Here is a 17,532-nt window from a genome sequence, read left to right as displayed (position 1 = left end):
TCGCCCCTAATCCCCACTCCCTTTAGGGAGTGGGGGCTGCACCTTCCCTAATTCCCGATCCCTATGCCGACGGTAAAGAAGCAAACACCTGTTCGACTAACTGCTTAGCCTTATTATCTAAACGTTGCCAATCCACATCGCCCACCTCATCAATTAAACTAGTATCAATCTCCACTACATCATTGTTGGGTAAATTGTAATCAAGGAAACAAACTTGATAACATAATTCCCATAAATCTACGCTAACTTCTTGCTCTTGACGCTGCAAACACAAATGATATCCTGGATGGGGAATTGGCAGATGAGCTAGTGTTTCCCTGATTTCCACAGCTTTGTCTGGTGTTGCAGTTTCTAGTTCTTGCAAAAGCTTCGTAACGACTGCTTTTGTGTCTTCTGTGGTTTCTAGGGGCCAAATCAGTACATCCTGGTAAGTTCCTTTCCAATCAGATAGATCAAGCAGCTTGCGAATGTTATCAACAACGCGAATGAAAGCAGGTTGCATGAGGAGTTCAGCCTGCTGCCACGCGACTGAGTTTGTTATTTTAGGCGGCATGGTTACTAAAAAATGTTATTGAAAAATAAATTAACAATGGGTATCTATTCAAAAACAGTTTTTTACGTGCAAATCTTTTCTCAAGATAGCGGATTTTATCGATGAAAGGTTGGAGATATTTATTACCATTCAGCAAAACTGGGTGTTAACACTGGGGAGGGAAAGGGAATATGATTGGCAAGTTACTAGATCACCGATACCAAGTTATCCGCGTTTTGGCAACAGGGGGATTTGGAGAAACCTACATTGCCGAAGATACGAAGCGTCCGGGTAATCCTATTTGCGTGGTTAAGCATCTCAAGCCACTCAGCACCGATCCTTCAGTGTTTGACACCGCCAAGCGACTGTTTCACAGCGAAGCCGAAACCTTAGAAAAACTGGGCAATCATGACCAAATACCAAGGCTGTTGGCTTATTTTGACGAAAATCAAGAATTTTATTTGGTACAAGAATTTATTGAAGGACATCCCCTCAATGATGAACTAGTTCCTGAGGAAACTTGGACTGAGGGCGAAGTTGTTGATTTATTAATAGAAGTTCTGAGTATCCTAGAATTTGTTCACAGCCAAGGGGTAATTCACCGCGATATCAAGCCAGATAATATCATCCGTCGTGCCTTTGACAATAAACTAGTTTTAGTAGACTTTGGGGCTGTCAAAAAGTTACGTTCTGCTTCTGGATATGCCCCGGGATTGGGTGGGGGATTCTCAGCCACAGTGGCGATTGGCACTCCTGGTTACATGCCTACAGAACAAGGGCAAGGCAAACCCCGACCCAACAGCGATATTTATGCTTTGGGTATTATTGCTATTCAAGCGCTGACCGGAGTAGCGCCAATAGATTTGCAAGAAGATACTCATACTGGCGAAATTCTTTGGCAGGATTTACTACCTGTCAACCAAAATTTAGCAGCAGTGTTAAACAAGATGGTACGCTATCATTTTAAAGACCGCTACCAGACTGCCACAGAAGCACTGCAAGCATTGCATTCTCTTGGTATGCATTCTCAGTCTGTAGCCAACCCCAGAAATTCTAGCTACCAACTGATTAAATCTCCATCGGTTCAGTCTCAGCAAAAAACTCTTGCCGTTGCACCTGTAAATCATGCAGTTGCAAAAAAACCAGCAACCCCCCAGCATACAGCTATTCCCAGAAGTTCTCATAGCCCTGATTTACTACAGCTATGTATTCTGGTGGTTTTAGCAGGTAGTGCGGCTGCTGTCGCCCCGGCTGTAGTCAAAAATGTCGAAAATTTCACTACTAGTTTTGTAGGGAGTAGTGACGCTAGTGCGAATAACTGCTTTGTTGAGATTGGAGTTAACAAAGCCAATCTCCGTTATCAACCAAATGCGATCGCCAATGGCAATATCATAGAAACTGTTAGCAGTGGCAAGAAGTTAGAAGTCACTGGCAAGCGGACAAAACGCGGCTGGGTAGAAGTAAAAATCGACCCCAAGAATTCTGCTTGGATATATTCTGATGTCATTAAAAATCAAGAAGAATGGGTTACTTGTCTGCGAGACAGAGGTCTGGCAGTCAAAACAGTAGATGATAATAGTGTGATTGCTAGTCGTCCGATTCCCAGATCAAAAGCTGTTGTTGATGTGGAAACTTCACCAGCAGAAATATCAGAACCTTCAGTATCACCCAAATTAGATTCAGAGAACTCACACAATAAAACTTCTCATAAAAGTGCTACGGAACTTTTAGAAGAAGCGAGACAGGAGTATGAAACCGGAGATTTAGATAGGGCGATCGAACTTCTGAAATCTATACCTTTAAATGCATCTGACTTTCAAGAAACAGCAGAAATGATTACCCAATGGCAGCAAGATTGGACAAAGTCAGAAGCTTTATTCAATGAAATTAATAAAGCACTAGATAATGGGCAATGGGATAAAGTTTTAGCTTACAAAAATCAACCAGAAAAATTACCTAATATTGAATATTGGCGAAATAAAATTGAACCATTATTTAAACAAGCTGCCAATAATCGGGCTAAAGAAAAAACTACTAATCCTAAAGCTACTCCACGTTAGAATTAACTGCGATAGATAACATACATTCCGCCAATGTATAGCAATATCAATGCCATTCCATCCCAGGTAAGATATATTCTGGACGGACGTGCAGCGCGGTAAATTAGCCCAATGATCGCCACCGAAGTCATCATCATTGCCACAATCGCAGTGAAGATATGCACAGAATTGATGTTTGACCACAAATCCCCTTGTAAGTAAGTTAGGTCATAGATACTTAAGATACCCATATTAAAAATATTCGAGCCAAATATATTTGATACTGCTAGATCGACTGCATTAAGTCGAACTGCTGCGACGCCGGTAACGACTTCCGGTAATGAGGTAGTGGCTGCTAATAATAATGCTCCAATAAAACTTTGACCTAACCCTGTGACTGTGGCAATGCGATCGCCCAATGATGCTAGCCATACTCCCAATACCACAATTGCCAATGCTAGCAAAGCAAACATTAGATATGATTGCTGGCGGCTGATGTGTTCGTATTGAAAAACTTCCACTTCCTGTTCCAACACTTGTGCACGACGTTGTAACTCAAATTGAGCAATGATTCGGGCGCTAACTAAATACAGTACAAGCAACACAATGCTAGGAATACCAACCCAGCCCAGGATCAAATTGTTGTTTGTTTGAGCTAACAAGATCCCAACTGCGGCAATCCCGAGCAATATAGATCCCAACCCTGCTGCTAGAACATGGCTAATTTGCGCTCGTCGCAATAATGGATCTGGCCCAGTCACAATATCTAACAGCGCTAAAATAAATAGGTTAAATAAGCAACTGCCAAAAATACCACCTGCTGCCAAATCCGGCGCATTGAAGACAACTACTGCGCTGATACCAACTGCCAACTCTGGTAAGGAAGTGGCACCAGCAAGTAAAATTGCACCTACCCAACTACGTCCTAAGCCTGTCTTTTCAGCAATAATATCGGCACTCCGCGATAACCAGGTACCCACGATAACTACTAGTAAGACACACACAATAACTTGGATTAACAGCAGCATTCAAGGACATTTTTTCACTTCCAACATCATATCGTTCAATACTTTCTAGGAGGACAAGGGAGACAAATAATTCAGTTATCAGTTATCAAATTAAACTGGTCACTGATTTAGGACATGGAAGGGGGAAACAAAGCTATTTTTTCTTGTATTTCTGGTTTTTCTATACTCAGTTCAGTCGTCTAGCTGCTAGAAATTTTGCCTGTTCAAATTACTCAAGCCGGATAAAACTTATTAATTCTTGATTTTGCTCACTCTATATTTAGGTATTAAAAATTTATCTTGTATGTCTACGGATATATAAAATAGAAAGAAGCTTTTTGATAGAGTTCAACTATCAAAAGATATAAATTTAGTATCAATTTTTGCAGAAACGGTTCAGCAACAACTAGTATTCAAGAGAGACCACCGCATCTATACGCTTGTGATATTTTTTATGACTTCCCAGATTCGCTATTTGATGTGTCCGCCTGACCACTACGATGTTGATTATGTAATTAATCCTTGGATGGAGGGGAATATTCATAAGTCATCGCGCGATCGCGCTGTGCAGCAGTGGCATCAACTTTACCACATCCTCAAAGAACACGCGATCGTAGATTTAGTGTCACCCCAAAAGGGTTGGCCAGATATGGTATTCACGGCTAATGCTGGTCTGGTATTGGGAGATACAGTAGTTTTAAGTCGCTTTTTGCATAAAGAGCGTCAAGGAGAAGAACCGTATTTTAACCAATGGTTTGAGGAAAACGGCTACAAAGTCTATGAACTACCCAAAGACTTGCCGTTTGAGGGAGCAGGTGACGCACTCTTAGATCGAGAAGGACGCTGGTTATGGGCGGGATACGGCTTCCGTTCAGAATTAGATTCTCATCCTTATTTGGCAAAATGGCTGGATATTGAGGTGTTATCCCTACGGTTGATAGACGATCGCTTCTATCACTTAGACACTTGTTTGTGTCCGTTAACAGATGGTTATTTACTTTACTATCCTGCGGCCTTTGATTCCTACTCCAACCGTCTTATTGAAATGCGAGTAGCACCAGAAAAGCGGATAGCGATTGGTGAAGCTGATGCGGTGAACTTCGCCTGCAATGCGGTGAATGTGGATCGCATCGTGATTATGAACAAAGCTAGCGATCCTCTCAAACAGCGTCTGGCTGATGTTGGTTTTCAAGTTATTGAAACACCGCTCACGGAATTTCTCAAGGCGGGTGGTGCAGCAAAATGTTTGACTCTACGAGTCACAGAACCAGTCAGAGAAGAAATTCATGCTACTGTGTCGGTGGAAAGCCGCATTCTCCGCATGGAAGGACACTTGCTTGATGCTGGCTTAATTAACCGCGCTTTAGATTTAATCGTAGATAACGGCGGTAGCTTCCAAGTTCTAAACTTTAACTTGGGAGAACAAAGACAAAGTACCTCAGCCGCAGAGGTGAAGGTATCTGCACCTTCCCATGAGGTGATGGAAGAAATTATCTCTCAACTTATTGATTTAGGTGCAGTAGACTTACCACAAGATGAACGAGATGTCAAGCTAGAACCAGTGACGATTCCTGGTGTAGCTCCCGATGATTTCTATGTCAGTACGATTTATCCCACCGAGGTGCGGATTAATGGTCAGTGGGTAACGGTGCAAAATCAACGCATGGACGGAGCGATCACTATTTCCCAAACTCCCCAAGGTTTAGTAGCAAGGTGTAAAATATTACGGGATCTCGAAGTTGGCGAACAGGTGGTTGTGGATGTCCAAGGTATCCGCACCATTCGCAAAACAGAATCACGGGAAAAACGCAATGCTGAGGAATTCAGCTTTATGTCGTCCGGGGTTTCCAGCGAACGGCGTGTGGAATTAGTCGTTGAACAGGTAGCCTGGGAATTACGTAAGATTCGTGACGCAGGTGGTAAAGTTGTGGTCACAGCCGGGCCAGTGGTGATTCATACTGGTGGTGGCGAACACCTATCACGGCTGATTCGCGAAGGATACATACAGGCACTTTTGGGAGGAAATGCGATCGCTGTTCACGACATCGAACAATCAATTATGGGTACTTCCCTCGGTGTCGATATGAAGCGGGGTATAGCAGTTCGCGGTGGACACCGCCACCACTTGAAGGTAATTAATACCATTCGGCGCTACGGTAGTATTGCCAAAGCTGTAGAAGCTGGGGTAATTAAGAGTGGCGTCATGTATGAGTGTGTGAAAAATAACGTGCCTTTCAGTTTAGCAGGTTCAATTCGGGATGATGGCCCCTTGCCTGATACCCAGATGGATTTAATTAAAGCCCAAGAAAAATACGCCGAACTACTCAAAGGTGCAGAGATGATTTTGATGTTGTCATCAATGCTGCATTCTATTGGTGTGGGCAATATGACACCTGCGGGTGTGAAGATGGTGTGTGTGGATATCAACCCAGCAGTAGTGACAAAGTTAAGTGACAGAGGTTCAGTTGAATCAGTTGGCGTGGTGACAGATGTCGGATTATTCCTGAGTTTGTTGATCAAGCAGTTGGATAAATTGACAAGTCCTTATACCGCCAAAATGGGGTAGGAAAGTAGGGACAAGGGTAAAGGGAAAGGGGAAAAGGCAGGAGGCAGAAGGCAGAAGGCAGGAGGCAGAAGGGAATTCTGATTCCTACCCTCTGCCTAATTCCGTTTTTGGCGCTTTACGAATCGTGATGCGTAAAGCCGCCTTTTTCTAAAGGGCGGATATAAGCGAACATGATGAATTTATTCATCCGTGAAGGGGGTCATTAATATACTCTAAAACCTTCTGAGTACTAATCTTTCCAGTCGTGTCAAACATATAAGAATGTGTCCATAAGCTAGGTAATCTCAATAATTCTGGAAATTCTTTTCTTAGTAGTCTTGATGACCTTCCTTTAAAAGCTTTAACTATTTGAGATATTGAGTGGTGCGGATCATATTCAACTAGTAGATGTATATGATCCGGCGCAACTTCTAATGCTTTGATAATCCACTTCTTGTCATTAGCAACAGACTGGAATACTTCAATGCATCGAAGTTTTAAGTTTTCGTTATTAGCGAATACACGAGCGCGTCTGCATGGTATCCAGATTAAATGGACAGTAGCTAATCCAACAGCATGATTGTAATGATTATAAACAGTTTTCATGTAGATGAGTATTGATTATCTACACCACTGATGATATCATAATCACATGAAAACCCTGAAGTTTAAACTGTATCAGCACAAAAGAAATAGATTCCTCAAGCGCATGATTAACGCGAGTGGGATAATCTACAATCATTGTATTGCCCTACACAAACGCTACTATCGAATGTGGGGCAAACACTTAAGCTGTGCAAAACTTCAATCTCATATTGCCAAACTGCGGAAATGTAATCCATTTTGGCAAACAGTAGGTTCTCAATCAGTACAAGATATTTGTCAACGCATTGAGAAAGCCTACCAATTATTTTTTAAACACAACAAAAAAGGAGTTAGACCGCCAGGATTTAAAAAAGTTAAGAAATACAAATCATTCACTCTTAAACAATCTGGATACAAGTTTTTAGGTGGAAATCGAGTCAAGATTGGGAACAAAGTTTATCAATTTTGGAAGTCGAGAGAGATAGAGGGAACAGTCAAAACCTTAACCATAAAACGCACTCCTTTAGGCGAGCTATTTATGATTATAGTTGTTGATGATTGTTCTAATTCAAAAATCAAGTTTGCGACTGGTAGAATAGCGGGATTTGATTTTGGATTAAAAACATTCCTCACTTGCTCGGACGGAACAAAAATTGAGTCTCCCCAATTTTTAAAACAATCATTAAATGCCATTAGGAAAGCTAGCCGACAGCATTCTAAAAAACTCAAAGGTTCATCAAACAGAGAGCGATTTAGAAAAAATCTAGTTCGCAAATATGAGGATATTTCTCATCGTAGACGTGATTGGTTTTGGAAACTCGCTCATAAATTAACAGATAATTTTGATGTGCTTTGTTTTGAAACCTTAAATCTTAAAGGAATGCAACGTCTTTGGGGTAGGAAAATATCAGACTTGGCGAGGCGTGAATTTCTGCAAATTCTAGAATGGATTGCTAAGAAGAAGCATAAACAAGTAGTGTTTGTAGATCAATGGTATCCATCCACAAAAACTTGTTCTAGCTGTGGACACATTTTAGAAAAATTGGATTTGTCGATTAGACGCTGGCGTTGTCCTTCATGTCAATCTGAAAATGATAGAGATGAAAACGCCAGTCTTAATATTAAAAGAGTCGGGAGTTCGACTCTAGGCGTAGGAGATGTTAGACAGTCTCAGACTGCAATCTCTGTTTGATGCCTGAATCCCCCGTTTTCAAAACGGGGGAGTGGCTCAATTATTACTTGGTTCTTTTTACTTGTTAATCCCCTACACCCCTATTTCTTGAACGTATGAGCAAGCACAAGCTTTGATTCGGTAATAGTAATGTTGTTTGCAACCTCAACAAAATTCTAGTTTCCCGATGCAAGATACCAGTAGCTCAACACATACAAAAGCCTGAGTAGTCTGAAACAGATGTGCTGGCGCGGAACTGGTAGACGAAGTGACACCCTTTTCCTGATTATTTGAGCTTTGCGATCGAGATATATTTACTTGCTTTGAGGAGTGATGCTGTTTGCAGTACGGATTATGGTTGATTTTGCCTTCTGTTCGCAAGGGTGGAAGACCCTTTGTTTACACGGAGATTACAGAATGGATACAGAGCTATTACCTGATTTTGTTGTGTCTTAATTGTTATATACTTGCTATAGAAGGTGTGTAACAGATGTTTAAGTAAAACATCGTGTTTGGGTGTAATCTGAATTCCTTGCTACCAACAAAACTACTAGCCTAAAAGATTATTTTGAGTATGTAGTTATTAGGCAACAACATGCTTATTACCAGAATGTTCCATTAAATCTCTACGTGAACCACCCTTCGCGGGACGGTTTTTGGGAGGATTGGCTTTTGAAGACAGTAAAAGATAAGACACTCTTTCTCTGTCTCGATCGCGTCCACTACCTCGATATGGAGACTTAGAGGGTTTAGATTTTGCCGAGATTAACAGGTAAGAACTAGAGTGAGATTGCAACATATGGGATAGGGAATTGGTAACTGTTTGGCTGTTCGCAGCTAGGCTGCTCAGTAACAGACCTGTAACCAAAAGTGAAATGGCAGCACGCATAACAAGTGTCTATTTTAAAACTCTTCATTTCACTGATACTGAGTTTTTTTTACTGCTTCCGGACAATTTGGTAAAAAAAGTATTGTTTTTAACTGAAAAAAATATTTGATTTAGCAATGAGTATTTTCTACTAGTAACCAATGACCAGCATGATTGAGGCGACCCCAAATCTTGAGTTTTTGCCCGTGAGATAATGTTTGTAGCCGCTCGTTGATGTGCGATCGCAGAGTCACAAGCTGCCAAATTTGGCCTTTGTATGAAGCTGGAATCGTGATCGTGAATCTGTAATCTTGCTGATCTAAACGGTGAAAAATACCTTGAAAACAGTTAAAATGTTGTTCTTGTACAGTTTTTATACTGTCGTAAAAATACTGATTATCAAAATTATTAGGACAACATCCACTACATGAGTAGGCTTCTGGATGGTCTAAGTAATAGCGTTGCCAGTGTAACCAATTTCTATCGGTGGGTGAAAGGTTGAATAACGGAATCACAGCCGCAGGTGCTATTTGATCTAGTAGTAAAGCTGTTTGTAGGACTCTAACGGGTAAATCTCTGGGCTGGCAATTCAACTCTACACAAATAGCAGCAGCCATCCCTGCTGCTTGACCAATACCCATAACAACAGGTTGCAATCTAGTTGCGCCATTGGCAATATGAGACACAGAAATATTCTTTTCACACACCAGTAAACCGTCTGTCTCTACCGGAATTAGACAACGATAAGGAATAGTGAAGGGAGTCCCCGTCCAGCGCCCTCCCCAACGAATGGATTTTGGTTGTAGGTCGAACTTAACACCAGGATAATGATGGTCGTTGGCGTAGTTGCCAATCGCGATCGCATCTATATTTAATGCTGCTACCCTACCCCCTGCTACTGGTAAAATATCCTGTTCTCTAATAGTAGTTAACCCTACTAGACGACGACTTTCGCGGTAGTAGGGCTGTAAAGCATAAGCACTTGTTCGATTTTGGGTTTGGGGAAAAATACCATTTGCTAAACCATAGCGACGACCAAGCTGATTTTGAATAAAATGGGCAAAATTCTGACTATGCCAAAGGCATTCTCTTTGAAAATTTCGCCTTGCTGATTCTGACTTAATTAATAGCCCTGTACCTTCACCATAATCATTACCGTGAATCGGCCAATTGATCATGAACCTGTTTCCTGGTAAGCGTCCATAGTTTAAAAAATTTTCAGCACCATAGCCATCCCAAGCACCAGCAAACAGTGATGGATCATAGTTTGGCACAGGCGGGATTTCTGGGGCAACAGTTTCACCGTAATCTTGCATCACCACTACCCAGGTCGGGGCTTGCACAGGATATTTTGTTGTGAGAGAATTAAAATCAGCTGGGGCGCTAATTTCTCCAAACTCCGACTGCAATTCCCAACCCCAGCGATGAGATATATCTGCTAAAGCTAATAAATCCCCTAATTCCGTAGCGTCGAGAGTCACTTTGGCTTTAACAGTAAAATCTGCAAATCCAACGCCAGTTATACAATCTCCTTCTCGGAAAACCTCCAAAGGCACATATCCAGAAATCCAAAGCAGATTTGGTAATTCCCGCACCCAATCCGCAAAAATATCTGCGCCTATACACGGATCATAACTAAAAAAACTGACCCAACTATTATCTAATCCTCCTGGTTGTCGCTGTTGTAATTCTCGTAAAAATGCTCCCCATAAACCTGTTTGCAAAGCTTCTAATTCATTACCATCCGGTGCAGACACACCAGCAGAAGTTAGCATTCCTCCCAGCCAAGAAAATTCGCTGACCAGGATAGTTTTTGCTCCCCGTCGCGCTGCTTGGATAGCAGCAGCAGTTCCACCAGTCCCACCACCGACTACTAAAACATCAGCTGTGTATGTTTGATTATTCATCTGTACCTCTCAGGAAAATATGGGAAAAAGAAATACGAAATCTCATTATTTGTCATCAGCGTGTCATGGGAGTGACAAACAGACTTATTAAAATTAGTTAGAGCAAAAATCTCAAAATTTCTGTGTGGATATTTCACTATCAAGACAGATGCGTCGACTGTTGGATGCTTGAGAAATTAATGAAGTATCACTTGCATCTCCAAACATTGGCATAGCCATCTGTGTGAGGTGAAGTACCATTCATGCAAGTGGAGAAATTCTATGAAACATGATCGGATTCATAATAATGAAAATCTACGTTCATCCGGCTTGACAAAGAACTTATTTTATAGATTTGGACGGACAGAACTATTGCTGTTGCTGTTACTATTTACTGCTGGGATTTTTGTAGATTACTGGTTTAATCATCATCCATTGCCTTGGCAATCATCAAATTCTCATGCACAAGTGTTTACATCAGTGCCATTAAATGCATAGTAGAGAGTGCGATCACCTCACAGGAATAATTGTAGATTTATGGATGAAGTGGCTAATTCGTGGTCAAATTTTAACTCAAAATGATACGCCTGGGACATATTCTTTGGAAGCGTCTATCCCGCATGGTACTAAGACCCAAGCGCCTAGCTATTTTTGAAGCTTGCCTCATTGGTTTAGTCTCTGGATTAGCTGCGGCCTTATTAGGACAAAGCGTGGGATGGCTGGGTGGATGGCGACAACGTGCATCTGATTTATTTCCTGTTTACTATGCATTACCACTAATTGGTCTGGTGGGAGGATTTTTAGCAGGGTGGTTGGTAGAAAAGATTGCTCCGGCAGCTGCTGGCAGTGGGATGTCAGAAGTGAAGGCTGTGCTGGCAAAGGTTCCCATGCCCCTTAACTTGCGAATTGCGTTAGTGAAACTAGTCAGTGCCACATTAGTCTTGGCATCTGGTATACCTCTGGGGCGAGAAGGGCCAACAGTTCAAATTGGAGCAGCTTTAGCTAATCAATTTAGTCGCTGGTTTCCCACCTCGCCTGATCACCGTCGCCAATTAATTGCAGCTGGAGCGGGAGCAGGACTAGCGGCTGCTTTCAATGCTCCGATCGCTGGGGTGTTGTTTGTAGTAGAAGAACTCTTACAAGATGTCTCTGGCATTACTTTAGGAACAGCAATACTAGCTTCCTTTATCGCTGCCGTTGTTGCCCGCATCTGGGGTACTCATAGTCTAGATTTGGATCTAAATTTAGTCACACCTAACACCAGCTTTTTTGCTCCAGAGATTCCTTTTTACCTGCTGTTAGGGATTTTGGCAGGATTAGGAGGTGTGCTATTTAATCGAGGCATTCTTGCCAGTCTTAGTTTCTATCGTCGCTTTCTCAACATTAGCTTACCTTGGCGAATTGGATTAGCAGGATTGGTAACTGGCATCGCACTCGTGGCTCTGCCTACAGTGTTTCGGGATAATGCGGGATTACGGGAACTGTTGTTAGCAGGTGATGCCAACTGGCAACTAGTCATACTAGTGTTCTGTATTCAATTCTTGCTGATAATTTTTACCTATGGTTCCGGTGCGCCTGCTGGATTGCTAGTTCCGACTCTGGCGTTGGGGGCAGCCTTGGGTTATTTGATTGGCATTTGGGAACATCAATGGCTGGGGTTAAGTTTAGCGACAACTTATGCTCGTGTAGGGATGGGGGCATTTTTCTGTGGGGTTGCGCGAGTTCCTATCACGGCGGTCATTATCGTGTTTGAAATGACCACCGATTTTAATTTAGTGTTGCCGTTAATGATTGTTTCAGTGACTGCTTATCTGGTGGCAGAAGTTTTGGAGACAGGGTCACTATACGATAAACTGCTGGAATTTAAAGGTATTCATCTTGGTAAAGAAGCTGATTCTCAAGGCCCGTGGACAGAACTAACAGCAGCTGATGTTATGCAGCCTCGTGTGGAAACTCTCTCTAGCCGCATGAGATTGGATGAGGCATTGCAGGCATTTTCCCAATCTTCCCACCGGGGCTTTCCAGTATTAGAAGAGGGGAGATTGGTAGGTATTCTCACGCAAAAAGATGTTGCAAATTTTTCTCAAAAGGGATTGAGTGGCGATCGCACTGTGGCAGAAGCAATGACTCCAGAACCTGTCACTACTCATCCTAAAGATACCCTTGCCCACGTCCTACACTTGCTCAATCACTATAATTTAAGTAGTTTACCTGTAGTGGAAGGACGCCGCTTGGTTGGTATTATTACCCGCAGTGATATTATCCGCGTAGAAGCGGCCTATATTAATGCTCAGGAAGATTTGCCAGGGCCAAAAGCAGAACCTTCACAAATAATTTACCGCATCCGGGCGTCGGAAACTGGACAAGGACGCTTACTTGTACCATTGAGTAATCCCAAAACAGCTGGAATACTATTAGCAATGGCTGTGGCAATTGCCCGCGATCGCCATTACGAAATTGAGTGTCTGCATGTGATTGTTGTACCTCGCCACCAATCTTTAGCAGAGGCTCATGTAAGTATGAGAGTTGGTCAACGTTTGTTACGTCAGGCCATGCGTTTAGGACAAGCATGGGATGTACCAGTGCATACCCAAATCCGTGTTGCTCATGATTTATCGGAAGCAATTTTGCAAACTATTAAAGAGCGTCATATAAATCTAGTGCTAATGGGTTGGAAAGGTAGCACAGCCACACCTGGAAGAGTTTTTAGTCGCGTTGTAGATACGGTGATTCGCCAAGCAGCCTGTGAGGTGGTACTAGTCAAGCTCAAAGACCACAGTCAATTTGAACGTTGGCTAGTACCAATAGCAGGTGGACCTAATTCCCAGCAGGCGATCGCATTGCTACCAGCACTAACTTCACTGAGTAGAACACCGACAGTCAACTTATGTCAGGTATTCGAGCAAGATGAAATCAAACCAAATACTACATCTTTAACAACAGCTGCTGATTTCCTCAAACAACATCTTGATGGCTCAGTCACAACAACTCCAGTCCATGCTACTTCCGTTACAGATGCGGTGTTGGAGTGTGCCAAGCAGAATCACAGCGATGTAATTATTTTAGGAGCTTCTCGTGAGGGGTTATTACAGCAAGTAGTACATGGTAATATTCCCGCAACTATTTCCCGTAATAGCCAGCAGACGGTAATTTTGGTGCGGGCTGCATCTACTGGTAGAGGACAGAATTAGGTCTTATTTCAGATATTGCGTTTATGTAATATGAGGTATTATAGGACAATATCTCATATTATTCAGTCACCATTAAGACTATGATCTCTAGGTCAAGCCCGCCTGTAGAGTCGGTGATGGCTAAAGAACAAGAAGCATCATATCATGGCTTTGATGATGCAGTTTAAATTCTCCTCAGAGCATTAACACAAACAAAAATCTTAAAATTCATAGCCCAAATCACGCTTGAGGACTAATTAAGGCTTGATCAGATTTTTCTCAGACTGACGATATTTAGTTATTAATCTGTGATGCTTGATAGGCGCATAAAGTTGTCCATATAACAAGGGTATTCCTGTTATTCCCAGTGTCAATATAGTAGCTAGATTAAAAAAGCCGCCAACAAAACCAAACCCTACACTAATTCCAAATGCTGCGGCGAGTAGCGACAACCAATCATTTATTAACTTCAGAATAGTCACGATTAAAACACTGCTTATAAACCCAGTTATCAATCCAGCGATTCCACCAACAATAAAAGCGCCAAAGCCTCCTACTATAATCCCCCCTATCGACATTCCAATAATACCCACTAAATCACTAGGTCTTGATGAACTGAAAATCGTTCCATACACACCACCAACAATAATCCCCAGTACACCAACAATCACAACTCCGCCAAACGAAGCTGTGGTTGTAGATTCCCAAGAATCATTTGAATATGAGTTAGAACTTTTTGATGTTTGCTTATTTTGCTCAACAAGGTCGTATATTCCACCAATTACAGCACCTATTACAGCCCCAGCGATCGCTCCTACTGTACCAAAAACTCCAGCCCCAGAAATACCATCAGCGATCTCAGGCACATTCCAGAATGCGATATTGTGAGATGCTAAAATCCACGGTATAACTCCAATGAGCGTCACTGTAGCTATCTCACCAGTTAAAAATGCCCAAATTAAACTTGCATAAGATTTTGATTCTCTCCTTTCAATTGGAATAGCAGCAGTCTGTATTTTCACAGTCAAAGTATGAGTTTCTGGTTCTCCATTTGTATGTAATACCAGCTGGCGCTTATATAACTTATCTGCCATCAAATTACTCGTATTCACTTCGATATCAAACTTTTTATAATTACCTATAAACTTCCTAGGTATGATGCTAATCCAAGGATGGGACTTTGATGTATGTGGTGGATCATGGGGATGGGGAGCAACTTCCCAATGACCTTCAAGTAGTGTGTCTGGTATCGGATTTTCAATAGTGATAGTTTGCTTAACTTTTTCACCTAAGTGTGTTGCTTGGAAATCCTGTATTTGATGACTGAACTTAACTTGGGGACAGCGAGTTAAATCAAGAGGTATCAAAGCGTTGAGTGCTTGTTGTGCATTTTCAAAGCGGTCTTTAAGTCTTGGTTGTACCATCTTTTCCAACCAGTCCAAAAAACGCAGGCTAAGTTGGGGTAATAAATGTCGAAATCGAATTTGGTAGGGATCATCTTCATCCATTAAATTTTGAACTTGATTTGATTGGGTTCCTGTTAGCAAACAAATCAATGTCACCCCCAAGGCATACAAATCTGTAGCTGCTGTAGGCTTTAATAATTGCTCTGGTGGAATAAAACCGGATGTTCCTACGAAAACGCTACTACCTGATACTTCTTGACTACCAATACGAGCAAAACCAAAGTCAATCAAATAAACATTTAATTCTGCGTCTACCAAAATATTTTCTGGTTTAATGTCTCGATGAATTATATAAGGAAAACGACTTTGTAAATAAGAGATAATTTCTAGTAGTTTGAGTGCAATTTTTTTTATTTGTTCTGGCTGAAAATTGCGAGAAATAGCTAAAGAAGGAGCATCGATATATTCCTGAACTAGGCAAAAGCCATTCGATGTAGGGAAGGCTCCTAAATATTTAGGAATCTTTGCGTGATTGAGTCCTTTTAATACTTCTATTTCGCGTTGATATGCATTAAATCCTGACCAAGTAGAATCTATTTGAGCAAAAGCATACTGTTTGATGACGACTTGCTGATCTGTCGTCAGAGATGAAGCTAGCCAAGTAATTCTTCCTCCTTCTCGGTTACGTCCAAGTTCTTGGATAATTTGATAGCCATGTTCTGAATAATCTAGTTTGTTGTTCATAGTTAATATCAAGCTAATTTGATATGATAAATTTTGCTGTGCTAATAATAACTACAATAGATGAGACAAGGGCTAAAGCCCTAACTAGGAACTAAGACATATACTCATGTTTAATTAAAAATATTTATCTATTATTTAGTGTTAATTTGCTGGAGATTAATATTATTCTCTTCAACACGAGTAGCCAAAATACTGCCATCAGGACTAAAAGCGAGAATATCACCTTGGATTTTAATAGTATTTTGTAAATTACCTGTTGCTACTTTCCAAGTCTGAATACTATTCTCAACCTGAGTAATTAGATTTTTAGCATCTGGACTAACTGTGACAAAATAGAAGTAGCTATCTAAATCTGAATTTTGTTTTTTCGGTGGCTGAAGAGTATATTTCAATTCCCCAGTTTGCAAATTCCATACTTTGACATCATTTTTATTTAAATAAATTGTATTTGTCTTCCAACTCACAAGCGTATTGTTATCAGGAATTAAAACTTTAACTACATTATCTGTGTATGACTGAATTTGATGTCCGGTAAAGGTTATTTTGAGTTTGCCAGAAGCCACATCCCAAATTTTAATTTGACCATCCTTGTCAGTACTGACAATAGTCTTTTCATCTGGACTAATAGCGATAGATTTAATTTCAAATTCATGTCCTATCAGCGTTTTTTGTAATCTTCCTGTTCGCAAATTCCAAATATTTAATTTCCCTGTGTTATCGCCACTTACTAAAATATTTCCACTGGGACTAATCTCAACTTTAGTCAATAAGTTATCATTGACAATCCGACTGATTGAAGTACCAGATTGTAAATCAAAAACATTGATTATATATTTTGTGATTTCTGTTTTATAGCTATAACCAGATTGATCCACTTTTGTAGTCTTGATAATTTGAGTACCACCGTCCATTACTATGGTTTTACCATCTTGACTAGTTTCAACAAAATTAATTGTTCCATTTGGATTTTCTAGTTCACGTATGAATGCGCCAGTTAGCAGGTTCCAAATTCTGATATTTTTCGATTCAGCACTAACTATATACTTGCCATCAGAAGTAACGCTGAGATAATTTACAACTCCTGTATGACCCGTGAGAGTGCGCTTTAATTGACCAGTTTCTAAATTCCAAATTTTGATAGTATTATCTTCACTACCACTAATTACGGTCTTATTATCAGTAGTAATAGCTGCAGAACTTACTTTTAATGCGTGACCTTTGAGAGTAGTTTGTAAAATATTGGTTTCTTGTGAGACTTCTGGTTTTGAGGCATTCTTGTGCGCTGTACGGGATATAATTGGAATTACTTTCCATAGCAGTAATTGCACTACCAAAAATATCATTAATGCAGTTAGATTACGCTTCATAGAAATTCCTTTTACTTTATACATTTTTATAAATCCCGCTCTCAGTAGGAATAATTAATAGAAGCAAGTAGTAAAAATAACCAAATCACATATGCAACAAACCAATTACCAATTACCAATTACCAATACAAATTACCAACCATATCCTAAGTAATTAGCCACACTTGACTTGATATAATTGCTATTCAGGATGAAGTGCCACAATATATTCA

General features: G+C 40.9%; 12 protein-coding genes. 5 read left to right on the top strand and 7 right to left on the bottom strand.

What is annotated here, in order from left to right; genetic code table 11:
• Positions 1-61: 61 nt before the first annotated feature.
• Positions 62-553, bottom strand: coding sequence for a hypothetical protein (locus RS893_RS21290; protein ID WP_315787690.1), 492 nt, complete (start codon positions 551-553; stop codon positions 62-64).
• 170 nt (positions 554-723) lie between these two features.
• Between RS893_RS21290 and RS893_RS21285 the strand changes: the two genes are divergently transcribed.
• On the top strand, positions 724-2,592 hold the full coding sequence (locus RS893_RS21285; protein WP_315787689.1) for a serine/threonine protein kinase: 1,869 nt from the start codon (positions 724-726) through the stop codon (positions 2,590-2,592).
• 2 nt (positions 2,593-2,594) lie between these two features.
• Here RS893_RS21285 and RS893_RS21280 read toward each other — a convergent pair whose 3' ends face one another.
• Entirely contained in the window at positions 2,595-3,599 is a 1,005-nt protein-coding gene (locus tag RS893_RS21280) for a sodium:calcium antiporter (RefSeq protein ID WP_315787688.1), read from the bottom strand.
• 433 nt (positions 3,600-4,032) lie between these two features.
• Here RS893_RS21280 and RS893_RS21275 point away from each other — a divergent pair, with 433 nt between their 5' ends.
• A complete protein-coding gene (locus tag RS893_RS21275; protein WP_315787686.1) occupies positions 4,033-6,144 on the top strand; it encodes a TIGR00300 family protein in 2,112 nt (703 codons plus the stop codon).
• 183 nt (positions 6,145-6,327) lie between these two features.
• Here RS893_RS21275 and tnpA read toward each other — a convergent pair whose 3' ends face one another.
• Positions 6,328-6,729, bottom strand: a complete 402-nt coding sequence (tnpA, locus tag RS893_RS21270) for an IS200/IS605 family transposase (protein WP_315787365.1) — start codon at positions 6,727-6,729, stop codon at positions 6,328-6,330.
• A gap of 46 nt (positions 6,730-6,775) precedes the next feature.
• On the opposite strand from tnpA, the gene RS893_RS21265 reads away from it, so the two are divergent.
• A complete protein-coding gene (locus RS893_RS21265) occupies positions 6,776-7,900 on the top strand; it encodes a transposase (RefSeq protein WP_315787367.1) in 1,125 nt (374 codons plus the stop codon).
• Positions 7,901-8,462: 562 nt separating this feature from the next.
• Here the strand turns inward: RS893_RS21265 and patX are convergent.
• Positions 8,463-8,768, bottom strand: coding sequence for a heterocyst-inhibiting protein PatX (gene patX / locus RS893_RS21260; RefSeq protein ID WP_315787684.1), 306 nt, complete (start codon positions 8,766-8,768; stop codon positions 8,463-8,465).
• A gap of 110 nt (positions 8,769-8,878) precedes the next feature.
• Positions 8,879-10,654 (bottom strand): FAD-dependent oxidoreductase, encoded by a 1,776-nt coding sequence (locus RS893_RS21255; protein WP_315787683.1) that lies wholly within the window; start codon positions 10,652-10,654, stop codon positions 8,879-8,881.
• Positions 10,655-10,915: 261 nt separating this feature from the next.
• On the opposite strand from RS893_RS21255, the gene RS893_RS21250 reads away from it, so the two are divergent.
• A complete protein-coding gene (locus tag RS893_RS21250) occupies positions 10,916-11,131 on the top strand; it encodes a hypothetical protein (protein ID WP_315787681.1) in 216 nt (71 codons plus the stop codon).
• Between the two features lie 80 nt (positions 11,132-11,211).
• Positions 11,212-13,824: a chloride channel protein gene (locus tag RS893_RS21245; protein WP_315787679.1), complete on the top strand. Its 2,613-nt coding sequence runs from the start codon at positions 11,212-11,214 to the stop codon at positions 13,822-13,824.
• A gap of 236 nt (positions 13,825-14,060) precedes the next feature.
• Here RS893_RS21245 and RS893_RS21240 read toward each other — a convergent pair whose 3' ends face one another.
• Positions 14,061-15,953 (bottom strand): protein kinase domain-containing protein, encoded by a 1,893-nt coding sequence (locus RS893_RS21240; RefSeq protein WP_315787677.1) that lies wholly within the window; start codon positions 15,951-15,953, stop codon positions 14,061-14,063.
• A 131-nt stretch (positions 15,954-16,084) separates the two neighbouring features.
• A complete protein-coding gene (locus RS893_RS21235; protein WP_315787675.1) occupies positions 16,085-17,344 on the bottom strand; it encodes a WD40 repeat domain-containing protein in 1,260 nt (419 codons plus the stop codon).
• Positions 17,345-17,532 lie beyond the last annotated feature (188 nt).

Source organism: Fischerella sp. JS2, assembly GCF_032393985.1.
GTDB lineage: Bacteria > Cyanobacteriota > Cyanobacteriia > Cyanobacteriales > Nostocaceae > Fischerella.
This window is presented reverse-complemented; position numbering and strand designations above follow the sequence as displayed.